General features: G+C 36.0%; 14 protein-coding genes and 1 pseudogene. 11 read left to right on the top strand and 4 right to left on the bottom strand.

Features of this window, described 5'->3' with window-relative positions; genetic code table 11:
* Window positions 1-174 precede the first annotated feature (174 nt).
* The 5 genes from AC2IP4_RS17025 to AC2IP4_RS17045 all read left to right on the top strand — a co-directional run bounded on the left by AC2IP4_RS17025 (window position 175) and on the right by AC2IP4_RS17045 (window position 9,639).
* Window positions 175-3,957, top strand: coding sequence for an RHS repeat protein (locus AC2IP4_RS17025; protein ID WP_486311177.1), 3,783 nt, complete (start codon window positions 175-177; stop codon window positions 3,955-3,957).
* A 10-nt stretch (window positions 3,958-3,967) separates the two neighbouring features.
* Window positions 3,968-5,203, top strand: coding sequence for an RHS repeat-associated core domain-containing protein (locus AC2IP4_RS17030; RefSeq protein ID WP_486311178.1), 1,236 nt, complete (start codon window positions 3,968-3,970; stop codon window positions 5,201-5,203).
* Between the two features lie 117 nt (window positions 5,204-5,320).
* On the top strand, window positions 5,321-6,514 hold the full coding sequence (locus AC2IP4_RS17035) for a hypothetical protein (protein WP_375319975.1): 1,194 nt from the start codon (window positions 5,321-5,323) through the stop codon (window positions 6,512-6,514).
* A 123-nt stretch (window positions 6,515-6,637) separates the two neighbouring features.
* Window positions 6,638-7,798 carry a hypothetical protein gene (locus AC2IP4_RS17040; protein ID WP_375319974.1) on the top strand — a complete coding sequence of 387 codons (1,161 nt, stop codon included), beginning with the start codon at window positions 6,638-6,640 and terminating at the stop codon, window positions 7,796-7,798.
* A gap of 566 nt (window positions 7,799-8,364) precedes the next feature.
* Window positions 8,365-9,639 (top strand): NRAMP family divalent metal transporter, encoded by a 1,275-nt coding sequence (locus AC2IP4_RS17045; RefSeq protein WP_486311179.1) that lies wholly within the window; start codon window positions 8,365-8,367, stop codon window positions 9,637-9,639.
* A gap of 76 nt (window positions 9,640-9,715) precedes the next feature.
* Here AC2IP4_RS17045 and AC2IP4_RS17050 read toward each other — a convergent pair whose 3' ends face one another.
* Complete coding sequence (locus tag AC2IP4_RS17050; protein ID WP_105055652.1) at window positions 9,716-10,189, bottom strand: MarR family winged helix-turn-helix transcriptional regulator; 474 nt, start codon at window positions 10,187-10,189, stop codon at window positions 9,716-9,718.
* Window positions 10,190-10,515: 326 nt separating this feature from the next.
* Here AC2IP4_RS17050 and AC2IP4_RS17055 point away from each other — a divergent pair, with 326 nt between their 5' ends.
* The 5 genes and pseudogenes from AC2IP4_RS17055 to tnpC all read left to right on the top strand — a co-directional run.
* A complete protein-coding gene (locus tag AC2IP4_RS17055) occupies window positions 10,516-10,764 on the top strand; it encodes a hypothetical protein (RefSeq protein ID WP_375319972.1) in 249 nt (82 codons plus the stop codon).
* 17 nt (window positions 10,765-10,781) lie between these two features.
* The gene (locus AC2IP4_RS17060) at window positions 10,782-11,228 is read left to right on the top strand and encodes a DUF4344 domain-containing metallopeptidase (protein ID WP_375319971.1); all 447 of its coding nucleotides are present in this window, start codon (window positions 10,782-10,784) and stop codon (window positions 11,226-11,228) included.
* A gap of 138 nt (window positions 11,229-11,366) precedes the next feature.
* Window positions 11,367-13,241: a methyl-accepting chemotaxis protein gene (locus tag AC2IP4_RS17065; RefSeq protein WP_375319970.1), complete on the top strand. Its 1,875-nt coding sequence runs from the start codon at window positions 11,367-11,369 to the stop codon at window positions 13,239-13,241.
* Between the two features lie 242 nt (window positions 13,242-13,483).
* Window positions 13,484-13,702, top strand: a complete 219-nt coding sequence (gene tnpB, locus AC2IP4_RS17070) for an IS66 family insertion sequence element accessory protein TnpB (protein ID WP_486307823.1) — start codon at window positions 13,484-13,486, stop codon at window positions 13,700-13,702.
* Window positions 13,678-14,670 (top strand): annotated as a pseudogene (gene tnpC / locus AC2IP4_RS17075) (IS66 family transposase); the annotation flags it as partial. The gene tnpB and the pseudogene tnpC, both read left to right, overlap by 25 nt.
* A 30-nt stretch (window positions 14,671-14,700) precedes the next feature.
* Here the strand turns inward: tnpC and AC2IP4_RS17080 are convergent.
* Window positions 14,701-16,764: a M4 family metallopeptidase gene (locus tag AC2IP4_RS17080; protein WP_486307785.1), complete on the bottom strand. Its 2,064-nt coding sequence runs from the start codon at window positions 16,762-16,764 to the stop codon at window positions 14,701-14,703.
* Window positions 16,765-17,362: 598 nt separating this feature from the next.
* Between AC2IP4_RS17080 and AC2IP4_RS17085 the strand changes: the two genes are divergently transcribed.
* Window positions 17,363-19,225, top strand: a complete 1,863-nt coding sequence (locus AC2IP4_RS17085) for a PhoX family protein (protein WP_375319967.1) — start codon at window positions 17,363-17,365, stop codon at window positions 19,223-19,225.
* Window positions 19,226-19,308: 83 nt separating this feature from the next.
* Here AC2IP4_RS17085 and AC2IP4_RS17090 read toward each other — a convergent pair whose 3' ends face one another.
* Together AC2IP4_RS17090 and AC2IP4_RS17095 are read right to left on the bottom strand one after the other, a co-directional pair.
* A complete protein-coding gene (locus AC2IP4_RS17090) occupies window positions 19,309-19,701 on the bottom strand; it encodes a 3D domain-containing protein (RefSeq protein ID WP_105055655.1) in 393 nt (130 codons plus the stop codon).
* 141 nt (window positions 19,702-19,842) lie between these two features.
* On the bottom strand, window positions 19,843-20,709 hold the full coding sequence (locus AC2IP4_RS17095; protein WP_375319966.1) for a LysR family transcriptional regulator: 867 nt from the start codon (window positions 20,707-20,709) through the stop codon (window positions 19,843-19,845).
* Window positions 20,710-20,711: the final 2 nt, after the last annotated feature.

Genomic DNA, 20,711 nt, shown 5'->3' on the forward strand with positions numbered 1-20,711 from the left:
TTTGTAATTTGTTTTTTGTATGTATATCTTGCCTGTAAAAAGTTATAGGTTTTTGTGATTTATTTTAAATAAATCATTGTGCTAGTGTATTTACATAATATTTAAATTTTTTAAGATTAAATTTTAACTATTTAGCTTATTTTTTTATCTTATTGGTATAAGGTTGGTGCGAAAATGAAAAATATAATCAGTAATGCATATAATTTCTCGGATTTTATTAACTCAGGTGTTGATAACAGAACGGGAAGTTATTCTGCTCAAATAAAACTATTATCGATAATTGGTAACCGCCTTAATGGTCCTTATTTTGATTTAACTATTGGTTATAATATAAATAATTTTACTGATATTGGCTTTGGGCGAGGTTGGTCATTACCACTTAGTTCTTTTGATAATGTAAATTCAGTATTGAGTTTGAGAAATGGTCAACAATTCAAAATTGAATGGAATTCAACAGAGAATGAGTATGTAACACCATACCGTAAGTTAAAAGATATCCGCATTCATTACGTCTCTACGCCAGGAACTGAACAAGGTGAAATAAAGGTCATTAATGCCTCTGGAGAGATCGAATTTATCGACCGGAAGGAAGGCACTCTGAATCGGCTATACAGTGCAAAAGGCCATCAGCTTCGCTTTTCATATACAAATTATAATTTCCAAAGAACCTTGTATAAGGTTGAAGATAGTTTTGGATTAAGCATAAATATTGACACATGGTCAGATGAATGGCTGACAAAAATTTCCTTATATAACAAAGGCTCTTTGCTTAAGTCATCGACAATTAGAAAAATAAGCGGTGGTGACTTTAAACGTTTAGCGGATGCGACATTACCCAACAGAGAAGATCTGTATTTTCAATTTGAATATTCATGGTTCAATGAAATAGGGATGGATTTATTGCTAAAAACAACCTATCCAGCAGGATATTCAGAAGAGGTTACGTATTATGAACGCGGCTTTTTAATGCCTGATGGCGCGCCAACTAAGTATGTGCCACAAGTTACGAAGATGATTGTATCTCAAGGAAGTGCATTACCTATTCGAACACATACTTATACTTATTCAGATAAAAATTATCTTGGATTTGCTAGTGATAGAGCTTATATAGCAGGGGAAGATACGCTTTTTAAAGCAGCCCAAGATTATAAATACTCTGCAATAGAAACTATCGATAATGAGATTGAAATTCAAAAAACATATACCAAATACCACTTAGTTGAACAAGAACGTTATCTTTCAAAAGGGGTGTTATACCAAGAAGTAAATTATGAGTATTATGCAAATAATGCTGTTGGTATTGAATATCAGGTTCCTCAATATACTTTTTTAAAAAAGAAAGACGTTTCATTTTTTAATGCATCTTCAACGAGTAAAAGTTTGGAATTTTATCAGTTTGATCAATGGGGCAATAATATAGAACACACTGATGAGCGTGGAATAACGACAATTAGTGAATATGAGCTAAGTTCACAGAATAAATTTAAAAACATTCCCTTATCACAAAGTATTTTAGATAGAGGAAGAAATGTAGTACATAAAAAGGAATTTACCTATAAGACATTACCTTCGTTATTAGATGAGCATATTTTTTACGTTCTGAAGACAGAAGAGATTAACGGGCAGAAAACTAATTATCAGTTTTATGAAAATCGTCAAGATATTGAAGTTTACGGGAAGAAACGAGAGGAATCTTCTGTGGTTTCTGGTGCGACTCCGATGCGTTATTCCTACACGTATGACTTTAATCAGGATCATCTTGTTTACCAAGTACTCACTGAAAATGGGTCATTACATTATTCTAATACTGAACATTATGATTTTGTGGATAGCCAACTTATTTATAAAAAAGAACCAGAAGGTGTAGAAGTTGAAGTTAATTACGATGAGTTGAATCAAATAAACAAAGAGCGCTTATTTAAATCGAATAGCCTTTATTCTGAAAAAACGTATCAGAGCTACATTGATAGTGACAATTATGTTTTAAATATTGAAGATTCTGAGGGGGAAACTACCGTTCAAACTTACAGTGCTAATGGTCATGTCCTTTCAATGGCCACAAGAATTGATAGTACAACCATACTAGCTTACACCAATCAGTATGATGGGTTTGGCCAGAAGATTTCGACAACGCAATACGATAACCTTGGTACGAGAGCATTAGAGTTAACAACGCGTTATGAATATGATTTGTATGGTCACATTAATCGCACTATCTATCCCTCTGGAGCGGTAGAAATAAACCAATTTGATTATGCATCTCGCACCCATACGAAAGGCATTGAAGGAAAAGGGCGCGTTATTTCTCATCAAGACGCGTGGGGTAATACGATTTTAGAGCAATATTTTGATCGAGCAGACCAACTTCTCTATCAAATTCCTTATCAATATGATCTAACAAACCGTTTAATTCGAACAGAAACAAGTCGTGGTGCGGTAATTGAATTTAAATATGATGCATTTGATCGTGTGATAGAAAAAGAAACTCGCTTTGTGGGTAAGAACGCTTCAGAGTCATTTGTCGATAGAATGAGCTATGACAAAAGAACCAAAGAAGAAAGCCTAACGCTTCATACTCGAGAGGGGCTATTGGGTGATAATGAAAATACCCATACGACCATTATTAGTAATCAATACGATGACTTTGGTCGTTTGATTGAAAGGCAAATGAATGGGTTGCGCTATCAGTACAAAGATTATGATGATTCAAACCGTTATCAAAGCGTCGTTCTGCCAAATGGCTATTCGGCGACATACACATATCACCCAGTGCTTGGGTTAGTTACAAAGCAAGAAATCAGTAATGATTCATCCTCAACGCGAAGTTTTAATTATAACAAACGTGGGTTAGTTGTAAGTGATGCGGCATCAATGACAAGCAGTCAGTATGAGTATGATGCATTTGGAAATCCAAGTAAAAAAACGGTGACAAGCTTAGGTGCGACAACAGAAAACGCCACGTTCTCATATTCAGCAAAAGGATTGTTGTTGTCTATGCGCGATTTTACCGGAAACACGAAAGCACTTACTTATGATGACTTTGGCCGTGTTCAACAACTTGTCTTTGGAAGTCGCGATGCAACAGCAGTCATTGACCTCAGTTATGATCAATTTGATCGACTTATCTCGCAGCATTATGAGGATGGAAATGATCAAGTAGAGATGTATTTGGACTATGGTGTTAATGATATGGAAAGTAGCCGTCGTTGGGTTCGTAATGGTCAAGAGATGTTAAAAATGGAACTTTCCTACGACCAGTCTATGCGGATTATCGAGCGAAAAACCACAATTAATGGAGCTGTTCAAACAGAAACGTTTGATTATGACCAGCTTGGCCGAATTACTGAGTTTGTAAGCGAAGGAGTGAGCCCGCCGAAAGATGTCGTGGGAAGAGAAGTCGTAAAGCAGCAGTTTTATTATGACCATTTTGACAATATTACGGATTTAACCACACAGTATCAAAATGGAGTTGTGAATACTGAAAGTCGAATATTCGATACTGATATGCCGACTCGATTACTCAATATTTACAATACTCATAGGGATTTTTCCAACCAATCTTTTGAATACGATGCACTTGGTAATCGAGTGAATTTATCGCAGAGAGACTATCAACTCAGCTATAACAATTATGGCCAGTTGTCTGAGATACGAGATGATCAAGAAAAAGTAATACGCACGTACCACTACGATGCGATTGGAATGCAAAGTGTTTCCGTTGATGCATTAGGGAATATTGCTCAACTTTATTATCACCATGATGAGCTAGTTGCAATCATGAGGGCCAATGAATCAATGGCTTTCTCAGGGGCGCACAGTGGTAACGCACTGACCATTAGTACAGATTTGAAAGGTACTAAAGCAAGTTATAGCTACCTTGACGGAACGAACAGTAACTTAGGTTCTACTAGCGAGCTGGTAACTGATACTAGCTCATCATATCTACCTTTTGGATGAGGATAATTCAATGTTGAATAATTTATCTCGACGTGATTTTTTAAAACAAACAGCTTGTGTTAGTGGGGCGACATTGTGGTCATACAAAGCGTTTCCTGTGAATGCAATGGTGTTTGACAAAGTGCTCCCTTTATCTATTGATTTAGGACAATTTGGCTATCATGGACACCGTTTGGAGACTCATATAGGACTTTACCATACAGGCAATGGCTATCGTGTATATGATCCACTCTCACAGAGTTTTTTGCAATTTGATAATTTAGAGTCGCCTCATGGGAAGGGGGGGGTTAATGGATATAGTTATTGTGTTAATGATCCAATTAATCAATTTGATCCTACGGGAGAATTTAATTTTAGAGGTTTTTTCTTTGGGTTATTCAGTTTTATTGTAGGGATTGCCGTTGCGGTTTCCGCAGTGGTCACAGGAGGAGCAACCCTTGCCATTGCGTTAGGCGTAATAGGAGGTGTTGCAGGTGCCATAAGTGGTGTCCTTGACATGACGGTCGCTGGTATTGATGATAGTTCAAACCCAGCAACGAAGGGGCTAAGAATTGCGTCGGCGGCTTTTGGTTTAGTGGGAGCCGTTGCTGGAGGACTGAAAGGCGTTGCCTCAACGATCAAAGCAGGGAGCGGAATGTCCTTTGCGCATAAAGCATGGGGATCAAAGACGTTTATTAAAATTACAGGCTTTTCTAATAAAAATATATTGGGTCAAATATCCCAAGCTCCAGCCATCAAATTTGCGGGTCTATCAGCCGACATGGTTGGCGTCGTTGGCGCCTCAATGGTAATGGCCGCGACGGTACAAGATGATAAAAAGCTGAAATTATGGGGTTCAATCATTAAATTTGGTGGTGGAGTTTCTAAAGGGATCATTAAAACGGTGGATAATTGGAACCCTAAGTTAGTGACGTCATTCACCGGAAAATCGTTTGGTAAAACAAAACAGAGTTGGATTAAGTCGGACAAAAAATTTGATATGAGAGTGGATTGGGCAAAACGAGGTTTGTCTGTTTCTAAAGACCCTTGGTCAATTACCGATCAAATTATTGCTCAAACACAAGTGAACAGTACCTCAAGTACTTCAGAGGTTACCCAATCTTCATCCGTTTTTGTGTCGAATTCTGCAGCCCATTCACCTCAAGTAATTAATGCATTACAACAAGGTATTAATCAAAGACAAGGTTTTTATTCCCGTTTTGTTGATAAAACTATTGGTGATGGGCTTCTTATTGGTGCTGCATAAATATAATTAATAAAGATACATATCTTAAATAATATTTATATATTGGAGGGGGTGGCTGAAATAAATGATTAAGTAGTGAGTTTGTTATTCAACTAAATTAAAAAGGAAATTTATATTATGAGAAAATTTATATTTACATCAAGTGTCTTTTTATCCACACTTGTTTCATTAAATGTATATTCGAATCCACCTGGCTCATGGGTTCGAGATTTAAGGATAGTATCTGACAGCGGGTTAAGTAGTACAGATATATATGCGAATGGTAATATGCAAGCTGCATTAGATATTATTTATGATCTTGAACCTGGGTATTCATTAAAAAGTGTGACACTAAAAAAATACAATACAGGGCAAGATTTAGATGACTGGGAGCAGTCTTCGCACGAAAATAAATACCTACATAATATTGGTGGGCAACGAATTGGTCATTTAAGAAGCTCTAATTTTGTACAGCGTTATTTATCGACAAATTCGCCAAGATCAGTATCAGTGTGTGTTGAATTAACGGCAAGTAAAGATGGGCAAGATTTCACGACTTCAACATGTGAGCCTGGAACTAACCAAGCAAGTGTGTTTGTTAATGCAATCAACCCCGTGTATTTAACAAAAAATAATTTTGAGCTTTTACCGTGGGATATATCTTCAGAAATAGATGACTACGAATATCAGCATACGCTAAATCAACCGACAGGAATATTGACTCAAGAAATTAAGGAGCAAGTATTAAGGAAAACAAGCGAAACACCGACTATTTTAGATATTGAAGTTGATCATCTTTTATCAGAGAGTACATCTACGCTTTATTTACAGGATAGTTTGATTAGTCAATACAGCAATACAACACTGACAAGTGACGAGCCGTATCATTTATCGCACATTATGGCTTGGGCAGTATTACCGAGTATGAATGTTAATAAAATTAAATACGTTGAGTCTGCTGGATGGAATAGTTTTAAAGGACGTACCTTAGAAAAAAACATCCCTTATGCATTTAAAAGTGATCCAAACTATTTATTCTCAATTATCACTGAAATTATGAGATTAGATAGAGGAAAGTATCAAGCAGGCTATAAAAGTTATCTGAATTGTTCAGTACCATATTCTAGCTCTAATACAAATATTCCTTGCGATATTATAACAAGCGTAGGTTCAGGTGACGTTGAAGTTTATGATAGAGATGTTATAGCATCAAAAAGTATAAGCAGAAATAGCAGTGCCATTAGAGTGACTGATTATTATGGTACTGAATCTAAAATTATTATGGGTGTTAGAAAAGTAGATAACTATTTATCAGTAATTGAACTATTTTAATATTTACTTACCTATACCATCCACGTAACTATTATCAATGTTTTTAATATCATTGTAAGTTTATTACATTGATAGATTTAATACATAATTTTAATTATTTTTAATTAAATAAGGATTCTATTTATGAAAAATAAAATATTAATAATCTCGAGTATATTATCAGTATTTTTATCATCAAGTGCTCTATCTATTTCTTTGCCACCTGATGGTAGCTGGGATAATGGTCGACCAGGTTCGTCTACTCCGCCATCTCCATCAGGGCCACCTTTGTCTGCAACAAGGTCTTTGAGTATCCATTCAAGCCTTGGTGATAAATTAAATATATACGCTAACGGAAATATGCAGGCAAAATTAATAGTTAAATACGATTTATCTGATGGCTTTTATAATCCAAAAATAGAACTTAAGCAAAAAGATATAGGTCTTGATTTACCATCAACTTGGAAGGTTTCACATATTGAAAATGAATTTGATCATATAATCGACTCTCGCTCCAGAATTGGTTCGAATTTACAAAGCGCTCAGGCTGCGGAAGCAGTATATGTTACCTCTAGAGAGGTTGACTATATGGATATCTGTGTTGAATTAACCGCAGAACACAATAATTACGGAGAAATTACAGATACAACTTGTTTCGATTCTACAAACCAAGATAGTGTGGTTATTAATGCCAAGCGACCAGTTAAATATACAACTGATGATTTCGATATTAACTATACAAATGAAACAAATAATAAAAAGCTAAAAATTAAAAGTTACTCCATATCACCTAAAAGCCACTTAAATAACATAGAATTTACTGTGGGTAAGGGACATCTTCGAGGGAAAAGCAGTAACAATAATGTTTATTCAGACCCTAAAAATGGAAAAATGTTGGAGGTTAATTCTAATGGAAGTTATCTGTATTTTGTTGAGTTTTTACCTAAAGACATGAATAATTATACAACGTCTTATAAAATATCTGATCCGTGGTCGCTTGATATTCCATTAGACTCTAAAACGTTATTTAATCTTGCTTATGGTTATGGGAAAAACTTAATAACCACTCACACTACCAACAAGTGTATTCGTTGGGGTTTTCGCCCGCTTCCAACCGGAGTGGGATATGTGAGATATTGTCAAGAATATCAAAAATCCACGACAAAAGCTTGGCCTATGCCTCTTGCTACTACTCATAGGAAAAATCACAACGTTTATCTAGTGGATAATTATGGGACATCTCATACATTGAATTTCCAGTTAATCAATGGCGATCTTTATTACGGTTCTAGCCATATTCAATAATGATTTTATTGAAAGATTGGCAGCTAGAGAAAAGTGAGTACGCTCTTGTTCCAAAGAGTCTGTGAAGACTTACCATCATGTTCATGATAAATACGATAAGAAAGGTCGCTAATGTTAGCTAATGCCGATCAGTTAGTCACTTTATTGAGTAATTATGCACTATTTATTCAATGTCTAATAGATATGGCAAAGTACCCGTTAAGAGAGTGAAAGATAGATACAACAAGGGCTTCAGAATGATTGTAATAAATTCGTCTGAAGCCCTTGTTTTTATTGATGTTCGCTTAACTGACTGGCATTAGCTAATGTTAGCGGCCTTTTTTATTAATATTCTAATTGATACGAGCTTATTTTATTTTCTGTGTGAATGAATGTTTTTTAAGAACAAGTAAATACCAAGTGCTATTGATGGTTTAGTCATTGTTTGGAATTTGGTGTATTTATTCATTTTTTAAATTGCTTTGTTAGAAACCTTTATGTAACTTAATTGTTAGCTTAAATGTAAGTTAAGTTTATTCATTTAAGGCATTTGTTAATATCAATGTAAATAGAAAAGAAGATCGCATATGGAACCATCTTGCTCTCAAAATGGCATGAAGCCAAAGTTACAAATGAAAGACTTATTTAGGTCACTAGGACCTGGCATAATGATGGCTGCTGCTGCGGTTGGTGGTTCTCATCTCGTTGCTTCAACTAAAGCAGGGGCGATTTATGGTTGGGAGCTGCTGTTTTTAATTCTTGCGGTTAATCTACTTAAATATCCATTTTTTCGAGCGGGCGTTCAATATACTGTTGGTACCGGTGACAGTATTATTCAAGGCTACCACAAATTAGGGCGTGGTTATTTATGGGTGTTTTTAGTCTTAAGTGCTATTTCTGCGGTAATTAATACGGCGGCGTTATTACTATTTAGCGCAAGTCTATTAGGGTATTTTTTGCCTTTTGACTTATCATTGAATGTTCTTTCTGGAATTATTCTTGCAACTTGCGTGACCATATTGTTTGCTGGGCACTTTAAGGCGTTAGAGATCCTCTCAAAAATAATAATGGCTGTACTTACAGTAACGACTCTTGTTGCATTAAGCGTTGCTTTTTCTAATGGTTCTGTTGCCCCTGTTGATTATCAAGGCCCATCAGTATGGTCAATTGCTTCTATTGGTTTTTTAGTGATCACGATGGGATGGATGCCTGCGCCAATAGAGATTTCAAGTATCACATCTGTGTGGTTAAAACGACAATGCCAAACTCAGAAAGTAACAGCACAATCGGCACTGTTTGATTTTAATGTTGGGTATATTGGAACGGCATTACTTGCTGTTGTTTTCCTATCTTTAGGAGCTTTGGTTTTATACGGTTCGGGTATTGAATTTAAAGCGTCTGGAATTGGTTTCTCTCATCAATTAGTTGGTATTTATGCGGCAACAATTGGTGAATGGTCTCGTTATTTGATTACTGTGATTGCTTTTTTCTGTATTTTTGGCAGTACCATTACTGTTATTGATGGCTATTCTCGTGCTGTATCAGAAGCTCAATTGTTATTGCAAGGTAAACCATTAAATCAACCTAAGCACTATAATTGGTGGGTTATTATTGTTTCATCAATAGCGATGCTGATTGTTACTTTATTTATATCTTCATTAATGGGAATGCTAAATTTTGCCATGATAATGGCCTTCATAACAACACCTATCTTTGCCGTTCTTAATTACATTTTAGTAACAAGAACTGAGTTACCTGACGAATTAAAAATGGGGCCAAAACTTAAAGTCCTGTCTATTGTTGGTCTTATTTATTTGTTTGGTTTTTTAGCTGTTTTTATTTGGTGGAAATGGTTTATATAACGATTATTTATGCAATAAAAAAAAGCCTCTTGATTAGAGGCTTTTTTGTTTAAATCGTATCTAGAAATAAAAATAACTAGATTTTAGCAATGCTTTCGAGCTGTAGAACGGGGGCAGCATCAATGTCTTCAGCATTCATCATAGAAGAAACTCGTTGCATTGAAGATAATAAAAGACTTTGTTCCCACGACTCTAGATTATGAAATTTATTAACGAAGTTATCTTGTAAAGATAAAGGTGCTTTACTTAGTAATTCTGCCCCTTTTTCAGTTAAATTAGCATGCACTTTTCGTCTATCTGATTCGCTACGAATGCGCTGAACGTAACCATTATGCTCTAAGCGATCGATAATGGTAGTCGTTGTCGCTTGGCTTACGTTCGTATGATTTGATAGCTCTTTGATCGTTACATTATGCATGCTTTGAATCGCACGCATTAAAATAAGTTGAGGACCTGTTAATCCATATTCTTTGTTTAGTTTTTTCGATTGTAAATCGATAGCTCGAATTATCTGACGAATAGCGACTAAAACTTCTTCATGTTTATCCACGTAACAGGCCTTTATATAAATGTAAAATTGAATGGTTTACAACGTTGTTGGTTTTCGCATTGTACTGATGTTCAGATGATTCTCAATCTTTTCTGACCTTTCTTGTTCATAAAAGGTTATTTTTCTTTTAACTGAGTACCTAACAATGTAGTTCTCTGTAATTGAGGGGGGAGATTTTTATGCGGTAGATAGCTAAATAGTAATAATTATTATTTGATATAAAAAAGGTAGCTAGTGATATAGGATAAATCTAATTTTAACTATAATTAATTTCTATGAAGAATATAGCACTTTTACTTTTAATGTTACCTTCATCGAATGGTTACGTGAATAAAAGTAATATCGTTATTCAGTATATGAAACCGGAAAGTAAATCGGATGAAGTTGTCAAAAGAATAATTAAAGATAGTGATGTTAATTCAATTTTTTTGACGTTGTCTCAAGAGTATTTTCCATTTAATAATCAATTAATTCTTCAATATGGCGGCTTGGAAGAACCCTCTTATAACCCAATTAATATTCCTTATTCCTTATTCCTTATTCCTTTTTTCAAAGATCAGCTTCCTACTTTGTAGGAAGTAAACATCAAGAAATGTTAAATATATATCCTCAGCAAGGTGCTTTAGATAGCTTGCTACATACTTTATTACATGAAGCAGGGCATGCTTTTATCGCAGAGCGCAAACTTGTGATCTTAGGTAAGGAAGAGGATGCGGTGGATGATTTTGCGACTTTTTTATTACTTGGTTATATTGAAGGCGGGGATGATATAGCTATCAATGCGGCTAAAATGTTCTCTTTTGAATCAGAGCATAAACCTAACTACTATGATTTCGGAGAATTTATTGGTGAGTATAGTTTTGATTTACAACGTTATTTTTCAATACTGTGTTTGGTTTATGGTAATCAAGAAATTAAGCATAATAATCTACTTAATGAAATTGAAGATGAGTATCTGTTTGATATTAAAGAGTATTGTAAGTTCAGATATAAAAAAACTGAGACTAATTGGAAGCAATATTTAGTTAAAAATTATTAAAAATTAACCTTGGAACTTATATTTAATATATCTTTATGGTAGATTGAACTCTGTATAAACTCGAATGAGTATATACGTAATAAGAATTATGATATCAAGTTATATCGAAAATTGACTACTATGAATTAGGTTAAAATAATGCCGTTAAAAAATAAAATATTACTATTTACATTAATATTATTACTGTTAATTTCCTCTTCTTTGACGTGGAATGGGTATAGAGAATTCAAAAACTTTAATAGTGAGTCTGTTCAAAGTTCAACAGAGAGCAGAGCTACTTTAATCTCAATAGCATTAGATGAAAAATTAGATAGTTATTTTTCTTCATTGAGCTCTTTTGGAATCGCTTTTAATGATGACGGTACGTTAAATAAAAAAACAACGGCAAAGTTTTTACGTAATTTAGCTAAAACAAGTGATACAGAAAGTGCTTTTGTTGGATTTAAAGATGGTTCTACCTTTGAGCAAAATGGAAGTTTTACGCCTAATTTTAATGCTAAAAAAGCGCAAAGAGAATGGTACATTAGAGGATTTTCAGGTGAAAAAGAAGTAATTACAGATGTTTACAGAAATAGTAATAATATTGATGTGTTTACTTTTGTGGTGCCGATTTACAAAAAGGAAGAAATTGTAGCCGTTGTCGGTGTTGAGATAGAACAAGCTGTAATTAATGATTTTATTGATACTTTAACTGAAAAAAATCAGATTTTTGCTTTTAATGATGATGGATATATTGTTGCTGCTAAAGATCCGCTGGAAGTTGGTAAGAATATTAGTAACATTGAACCAACGTATGCGCAATTTGATGATGGATATATGAGGTTTTTAGATAAGAATACAGATGACTATGTTGTTGCGAGTGCTTCGCATTTATCGCGATACGATTGGACTGTAATTATCTATGAATATGAAAGTGATGTATATGAACCTAGCACATCGATGTTCGAAGAATCCGTAATTATATTTACTGTTATTCTACTTGCGGCATTAGTATCTATATTTTATATGGTAAATAATTTAATTTATAAGCCAATTGGTGGTGAACCTGAAAAAATATCTGAAATATTATTTAATATAGCAAATGGAGATCTTACTCAGGAGCTTAACTCATCAGAAAATGATAGTGGTATATATAAGTCAGTCGTAATTTTAAATAAAAAATTATCAGAGATAGTAACTGCTAGTCATTCCATATCTAATAGTGTGAAAAAATCATCTGAAGAATTAACTAAAGTGATGCTTGAAGCTGAACATAATTCTCAACATGAATTAGGACAAGTTGAAGAAATATCAACGGCTATTTGTGAACTGTCTAGCACTTCAAAAGAGGTAACAACTAATGCTGCTCATGCGGAAGAAGAGGCTCAAAAAGCTATAGCTGATGTTACAAATGGTCATAGTATGTTAGAGAGCTCTATTTTGTTAACTGTTAATATTAATGACTCTGTTCAAGAAACAGCTAAAATGATTAGTGCATTGAGAGATGATGCTATAAATATAGGTGAAGTGACTAATGTTATTAGTAGTATTTCAGAACAAACCAATTTGTTGGCATTAAATGCAGCTATAGAAGCAGCAAGAGCTGGTGAAGCGGGAAGAGGGTTTGCTGTAGTTGCGGATGAGGTTAGAAGTTTGGCAGCAAAAACTCAAGAATCAACAACTAATATTCAGGATATAATCAGTAAGCTTCAAACTCAATCTGAAAAAGCTAATAAGAACATGATGGAAAATGTTCAGTCAATTCAAGAGTCTGTGGATTTAACTGAAAATGTAAAAGCATCATTTAATAGTATCGTTGCATCTGTTCAATCAATTTCTGATATTAATACATTAGTAGCTACTGCATCACAAGAGCAATTTCATGTGACTGAAGATATATCAAATAATACAACACGAACTTTTGATCTAGTGACTCAAAATGTATCTGTTATTAATCAAACTAGACAATCTTCTGATGAGTTGTCTAGATTGGCCATCACTCAAAAAATTGAATTAGATTTTTTTAAAATTTAATTATTGCTTACTTCCTTTCTTTCCCCTTCTTCTTAACTGATTGTTTCTAAAGAGAATGAACATGTCCCATTATAGTTACCTGTAATGGGATATAAGCTTTCCATACATCCATTTGCTTCTTTGTTAACTTTATATATGGTAAGCAATCTTATTTTTGTCTTGCTTTCAAATGCAAATGAGAAATGAGAAAAATCACAATGCCCATTGATGGCTTATCACTCATTGTCGCCAAAACGCTGGAAATGGACCCATTCAGTGAAGCCTGGTTTATTTTTTGTAATCGCAATCGAGATAAACTCAAGATCTTGTTTTGGGATACCAATGGCTTTTGGCTTTATTATCGTCGCTTAGAAAAAGGAACCTTCAAATGGCCAACACCAAATATTGATGGTGCGCTCCACATTAGCAGGCAACAACTCAACTGGCTTTTATCAGGGCTGACGCCTTTGCGGCAGTCGTGACCGCTAAATACGTGGATGCCTTGCCATTGTATCGTCAGGTCGACATATTAAACCGCTCAGGCATTGATATAAGTCGTGCGACGTTAGCCAATTGGTGCGTTCAGTTGGGTAACAAAGTGAAACCAGTCATTGATGAAATGAAATCAAGACTGCTTAATGAAAAGCTTATCTGCGCAGATGAAACCACAGTACAAGTGCTACGCGAAGAAGATAGAAAAGCGCAAAGCAAATCTTATATGTGGGTTTACCGGAGTGGTGAGTTCATTAAAAACCCTGTAGTTATCTATGATTATCACCCAAGCCGTGCAGCAACGTGTGCAAAAGACTTTTTAGGTGATTACTCAGGATACTTACTCTCTGATGGCTACAGCGTATACGACACATTAGATGCCGTAACACAAGCCGCGTGCATGGCACACGTTCGTAGAAAATTCACCGATGCACAAAAAGCGTCACCCTCTAAAAAAGCGGGAAAACCCGAAAAAGCCCTCAACTTCATCGCCAAACTTTACGGCGTAGAAAAAAAGGCAAAGGGATTATCCGCAAATGAACGGCAGAAGATAAGAAAACAGGAAGCAGAGCCAATATTGAGTGAATTTAAAGAGTGGCTTGATGTTCAAAATGTCTTACCAAAAGGGGCATTAGGTAAAGCCATCGCCTACACTCAAAAGCAATGGCGTAAATTACTCACCTATCTTGAGGATGGTGATATTAGTATCGATAATAATGCCACAGAAAGAGACATTAGGCCGTTTACCACAGGTAGAAAAAACTGGATGTTCTCGACTTCTGTCGAGGGTGCGAAGGCGAGTGCTAACTTGTATAGCTTGGTAATGACATGCCGCGCTAATGACATTAACCCGTATTATTACTTCCAGTATTTATTTACGGAGTTACCTAAACGTGATCCAGCTGATGATATGTCGGATCTTATGCCGTGGCTCGTTGAAATGAGTGATGCAGAGTAAAGCATCACTAGTTCATTAAGCGCTTACTAATTAACAAGGGCGAAGGTATTGCCATACTGTTGGGTAGAAATAAGGGTGCCAACCTGATGATGGTTGAATGGAGCGGAACATATAGCCATTCGATTGTACGACTTCCTGGTAATAGTAGTGGGTGTATGGACTCCATTCTGGTATATATGCACAATAATCGTCAGGTTGTGGTATCGGTGGAGTAGGTAGCGGCGGTGTCGGGTTACTGTTTCCTCGAATGAGTAAACTGACGTCAGAAAAATCAGACTTACTTACGACCAATACATGATAGCTATTGGCTGGATGATCTAAGAATAAGCAACTTTCGTAGGTGTCAGAATTTTGAGAGGAACAGTCGTAATCCGTCGGTGTTGGTTGGCGATCCGTGGCAATGAATATATCAATATCTCCCTGACCTCCGTAAGTATCAATACTAACGTAACCATTGGATGGTGGATTATTCAGTCTAAAGCGTGGTTTGTCACCGTAAACTCCTTTTATTACGGTTGGCTGATTTAATACTAACGTGGCTTCATTCGAGGGCGTTGGCGTTTCTGGGTTGGGTCTCGGTGGCTGTGGGAGCGGCGTTGAGCTTTCACAGTGTTGTACCGTTATTCCTACTTGTTCAAAGGCCGTAGTTATCGACTGCGTTTCATAACCAAGTTGTGTTGCAGCCTGACAAATCCCTTCAGCCCCTTGTTGGAAGGTTGAACGTGGTTGCCAAAATAGTTTATTCGCCGTTGCATAAACTAAGAATGCTTTTTTGATATTCCAATCTGGGCTAGTTGCAAGAAGATAAAAAGCGTGGTTAAAAATCCCCGAACTATGGTGAACATCAATGCCATTATAATATTGGCTAACATGTTGAATGGAGGCACCATCTTGTGATGGTTTGATGAAAAAACGCATCGCTTCAGAATGTTTCATTACGTGTTCCCCCATCTTCCAATTGAAAGAACCGTGAACAAAATAGCTCAATGCAGCGGCGGAGACATCGGAAAAGGATTCGTTCATACCTCCAGACATACCACGGTACTCTAAATTAGAATTTTGTTCGGTAAAGCCATGGCTAACTTCATGGGCTATGACATCCCAAGTAGCTAATGGATACATGTAAGACCCTCCATCGCCAAAAGTCATCTGTTGTCCATCCCAAAATGCATTACCATAGTTATTACCATAATGAACGCGCATCGTTAGCTTTTGACGGATCGGCCGAGTGTTTAACCACTCGTCATACATATCAAAGACTTGTTGACCAAAATATTGTGCATCGTTCATTGGAGCATAGGCGCCATTGGCTGAACGAGCTGTATTCTCAGGACAAGTGAATTGATGTATGCGTCCGCTCCAGGTGCTGCTATTCATATCAAGAGTCACGACGTTTTTGCTGTCCATTTGACAGGCATCATTAACTTCAAATCCACCAAATTTACTATTGTCATTGAAATAATAGCGTCCACTTTTTTGGTTACCACCAGCCCCTTCAGCTTGTTTAAAAGTAATGCCCTCCCAACGATCGAGAATGCGACCATCTTTGGCATCTATTATCGTGATTGGACGGGATGGGGATTTATCTTTAACGGTTAAATAAGAAACGTGGTATATAAGTTGTGCCATTTTTTGACTATTAATTATAATCATTAATTCGGCGGATTCTGTGTTAGTATGGACAGATGTTGTTGTTCTTTTTATGCTGGATTTATTTGCTTCTTTCGCAATGTTAATAGCTTGATTTTGATTGATTAGAGGTAAGGTAGATCCAATATCATTCTCTATATCTTGGACAACATTGCCAGTGATGGCTTGAGCTACGCCATAGTGATCTTTTAATGACACGACAGATTGACCATAGATGGGAATACCGAGATATCGTTGTTGATGACGAACCCACTTTTTTCCTTGTTGTTCAATATGAGTTTGTTCTATGAAACTATATTGGTTAGGGGGGCCTGCAGCATTTGTTGTACTTAATGGATTAAGAAGCTTTGTTATATCGACGTCTTGAACATCAAGAATGGTAGCACTCTGTACAGGAAAGACGAGCGGTGTTAGTCCTAGCAAGACGAAATATTGTTTATTCATTTATTTATATCTCTTTGTTATGTTTCTAATCTATTTTATTTGCGTGGTGTATTTTTTGTTTTTTAAATATATTTTCAAAGTTTATAAAGTTAAATTTATGATCTTAATTCAATAAAAAATAAATTTATAACCGTATTGTTATATTAATTATTTAAATATAAACTGTTTTTATTGATGATAATGTCATTTATTGGTTGGTTTATTTGTATGAGATTAATAACTTAGATGTTAGCTCATGGTTTGTTTATATAGAAAATTAAGTTTATTATAAATGGTTATTTTAAAAATAAGGGCGTTGGTATTAAGTTGCTGATTTTATTTATAATTTGTGTGTATGTGTGTATGTGTATTTTTTCTCATGTGTATTTTACCCACCATTTATTTCTATTTTATTAACCGTGTTTAATATGGATTTACTAGTGGATAATCACATTTTAAATATAAATAGTCTCTTTCACTGTTTTAAACTGGATCTTAATTTAATCGCAAGAAATAAAACCGCCATAAATCTTCCACGAAACTGTCATAAACTCCCTTTAGGCTACAGATAATTGTATAAACGAACTTATAAAAATAACGATTTCAAAAGGGAAGTGTGATGAGCAATTTTGTAGAGAAAGAATCAGATTTTAGCAACATGGTGAATGCACGTTTATCTCGTCGAGGTTTTTTAATGGGAACCGCGGCGGCAGGTGCAGGCGTTTTTTTAGCGTTAAATCCAGTAGCGAAAGCCATTGCAGGTAGCATGGATAATTCATTATTAAATTTTGAGGCCATTACCACTTCTACCAGTGATTCTATTCTTCTTCCTAAAGGTTATCGCTCTAGTACGTTGATGTCGTGGGGGGACCCAATCTTTGCTAACGCACCTCAATTTAACTCAAATGGAAAGCAAGATTCAAAAGCACAAGCACTGCAATTTGGTGATAATACCGATGGTATGAGTGTGTTCCCTTTATCAAAAGATCGCGCCATTCTTGCAGTTAATAATGAATACACCAATTATGAATACTTGTTTGCACATCAAGGCAAAGCAATGACGGCAGATGATGTTGCCAAAGCACAAGCTGCGGTAGGAATTACCATTGTTGAAATCGTAAGAAAGAACGGTCAATGGACGATGGATCCAACAGGTAAAGCAAACCGCCGTATTACCGCAAACACAGAAATGGAAGTGACAGGCCCTGCAGCTGGCCACAATTTATTAAAAACCAAAGCTGACCCAACAGGTAAAAAAGTATTAGGTACTTTCAATAACTGTGCAAATGGTGAAACGCCGTGGGGCACTTATTTAACTTGTGAAGAAAATTTTAATGATTTCTTTGGTTCAGAGCAAAACGCAACCTTAACTGCCGATGATAAACGTTATGGTATTAAAGCAGAGCAAAGTGATTATCAATGGCATAATTTTGATGATCGCTTTGATGTGGTTAAAAATCCGAATGAACCAAATCGTTTTGGCTGGGTGGTTGAAATTGATCCGAATGATCCAACCTCAACCCCATTAAAACGAACCGCGCTAGGTCGATTTAAACATGAAAATGCTGCATTAGTGGTGAATGATGATGGTCATGTCGTGGTGTATCTTGGTGATGATGAACGTGGCGAGCATTTGTATAAATTCGTATCAAAAGATAAATACCAAGAAGGTAATAACGCAGTCAATCGTAACCTTCTTGAAGAAGGCACCTTGTACGTTGCTAAATTTACAATGAAAGACGATAAGTTAGAAGGCGATGGCCAGTGGTTAGAACTTACTTACGGTAAGAATGGGTTAACCAAAGAAAATGGATTTAATAGCCAAGCTGAAGTGATGATTTTTGCTCGTAGAGCAGCAACACAAGTGGGTGCAACCACAATGGACAGACCGGAATGGGTTGCAGTTCATCCAGATAAAAAACACGTTTTCTGTACATTAACGAATAATAAATATCGTGGGGTAAAAGAAGGTCAAGATGTCGATGGCGTTAATCCACGAGCTGAAAACCATTATGGTCAAATTGTGCGTTGGGCACCAACTAATGCAAATCATGTGAGTGATACATTCCAATGGGATTTGTACCTAATAGCAGGGAACCCAACGGTTCATAAAGGTAATTTGTACGCGGGCAGTGACAACATCAATAAAGACAACATGTTTAATAGCCCTGATGGCATTGGTTTTGATAAAGCAGGGCGTTTATGGATTCAAACCGACGGCAATTACTCAAACAAAGGAGACTTTGCAGGACAGGGTAATAATCAAATGTTGTGTGGTGATCCTAAAACAGGCGAAGTGCGTCGTTTCTTAACTGGGCCAATTGGCTGTGAAATTACCGGACTCACTTTTTCTGAAGATCAAAAAACCATGTTTGTTGGTGTGCAGCATCCATCTGGACATTTTCCTCAAGGGGGAGATAGTAAACCACGCTCAACTATTGTGATGGTGACTAAAGATAATGGTGGTGTGATCGGCAGTTAGGATCGTTATATTTAGATATAAAAAAGTGGCCTCATTATGAGGCCACTTTAATTGAAAGTGTTGAAGTGATAGTTATTAAGTGTCTACTTCTTTTCTTCTTCTACAGTCCAATGGATAACGACTTCTTTTTTACCCCATTGTCTTGCTTTCTCGACATCTTCACCCATGTAAATATCAATCTTCTTTTTCCAGCGCTTATTCATTTTATCTAGTACTAGATAGGTGCCATCAAGTCCTTCGATTGTTACTTCTTGATTATGAGTAAGGCCCATATCGATAAGGTCTCTTGATACCGCAATTGATTTCATTCCTGGTTTTAGCGTATCGCCCCAAGCGGCAAGGTTTGGTGTGTCGTCGGTTTCACCAACACTTGAAGTGTATGCGCTTGCTGTTACTTTTAGAGATTGTTCACCTCCTCCGCAGCCAAAAAGTGATGTCATAGTGAGTGCTGCTAGAAGATAAAAGCGGATTTTCATAACCGTTTCCTTTAGTTAGAGGTATGTTTGATGCGTAATATAATGTATCCGTACATGATACCTTTTTTCTATATCTATGCGTTGCTAAAGATTGAGACAAGCTATGATTTAAAAAATAAGCTGAATGTATAAAAGTATTTGTTAATCTAACTTACTTTCAATTGCTGCAATAGCCATTCTTATACCAATTGGGACTTGTCCATGGAATGGATGCAGCGCATAGACATTAGAGGCTTTCATTTCAAAGTTCGGTAATACTTCTTTTAACTCATCTTGATGCTGTAAATAAATAAACTCAGGAAGAAGGCCAACGCCTAATCCATTTTTTATTAACGCCAAACTATTTTGAACCGTGTTTACTTGATGCGTAGCTGTAAAGTGTATAACTCGAGAAGATTGTGTTGTCGTATTTACTAACTGATGTGAGATCTGTTTAGGCTGCCAATGGTTTGCAATGTAAGGAAGGGCTTCAATGCTATCAAGAGTAAATTCTGGATAGTCTTTGGTAATACATAATACGTCTTGTATGGTTCCAATGCGCTTTTGCTTTAGGTTACTTAATTTTGATTCACCAACACGGATAGCCAAATCAATGTCTTCTTGCATTAGGTCGAGTTGACCATCATGCGCTATTAGATTTAATTTCACGTTTTTGTGGACGCTAAATACGCTGCTTAACGCCGGAATAATAATGTCATTCATTAAGGCGTGAGGGGCGGTTACTGTCAGTTTTCCTTGTGGAAATTCTTGTTGATGTAAAATATCACTCCAGGCTTTTTCAGCTAATCGATGCATTTCGCAACACTGTAAATAAAAATGCTCACCTGAGGCAGTAAGGCTTTGTTTTCGTGTCGTTCGTTTTAATAGAGGTAAACCTAAATCAGTTTCTAATTGTTTGATATGTTGGCTTATGACTGATTTTGATAGGTCAAGTTTATCAGCAGCTTTAGTGATGGAACCTGATTCAACCACGGTCATAAATAGGGTCATTTGTTTTAGTTTTTGCATGC

The organism is Aliivibrio thorii (assembly GCF_057368585.1).

What these genes read in the sequence shown, in the direction of transcription:
- AC2IP4_RS17025 (WP_486311177.1), top strand. Translation starts at nt 175, where the DNA reads ATGAAAAATATAATCAGTAATGCATATAATTTCTCGGATTTTATTAAC.
- AC2IP4_RS17030 (WP_486311178.1), top strand. Translation starts at nt 3,968, where the DNA reads ATGTTGAATAATTTATCTCGACGTGATTTTTTAAAACAAACAGCTTGT.
- AC2IP4_RS17035 (WP_375319975.1), top strand. Translation starts at nt 5,321, where the DNA reads ATGAGAAAATTTATATTTACATCAAGTGTCTTTTTATCCACACTTGTT.
- AC2IP4_RS17040 (WP_375319974.1), top strand. Translation starts at nt 6,638, where the DNA reads ATGAAAAATAAAATATTAATAATCTCGAGTATATTATCAGTATTTTTA.
- AC2IP4_RS17045 (WP_486311179.1), top strand. Translation starts at nt 8,365, where the DNA reads ATGGAACCATCTTGCTCTCAAAATGGCATGAAGCCAAAGTTACAAATG.
- AC2IP4_RS17060 (WP_375319971.1), top strand. Translation starts at nt 10,782, where the DNA reads ATGTTAAATATATATCCTCAGCAAGGTGCTTTAGATAGCTTGCTACAT.
- AC2IP4_RS17065 (WP_375319970.1), top strand. Translation starts at nt 11,367, where the DNA reads ATGCCGTTAAAAAATAAAATATTACTATTTACATTAATATTATTACTG.
- tnpB (WP_486307823.1), top strand. Translation starts at nt 13,484, where the DNA reads ATGGACCCATTCAGTGAAGCCTGGTTTATTTTTTGTAATCGCAATCGA.
- AC2IP4_RS17080 (WP_486307785.1), bottom strand. Translation starts at nt 16,764, where the DNA reads ATGAATAAACAATATTTCGTCTTGCTAGGACTAACACCGCTCGTCTTT.
- AC2IP4_RS17085 (WP_375319967.1), top strand. Translation starts at nt 17,363, where the DNA reads ATGAGCAATTTTGTAGAGAAAGAATCAGATTTTAGCAACATGGTGAAT.
- AC2IP4_RS17090 (WP_105055655.1), bottom strand. Translation starts at nt 19,701, where the DNA reads ATGAAAATCCGCTTTTATCTTCTAGCAGCACTCACTATGACATCACTT.
- AC2IP4_RS17095 (WP_375319966.1), bottom strand. Translation starts at nt 20,709, where the DNA reads ATGCAAAAACTAAAACAAATGACCCTATTTATGACCGTGGTTGAATCA.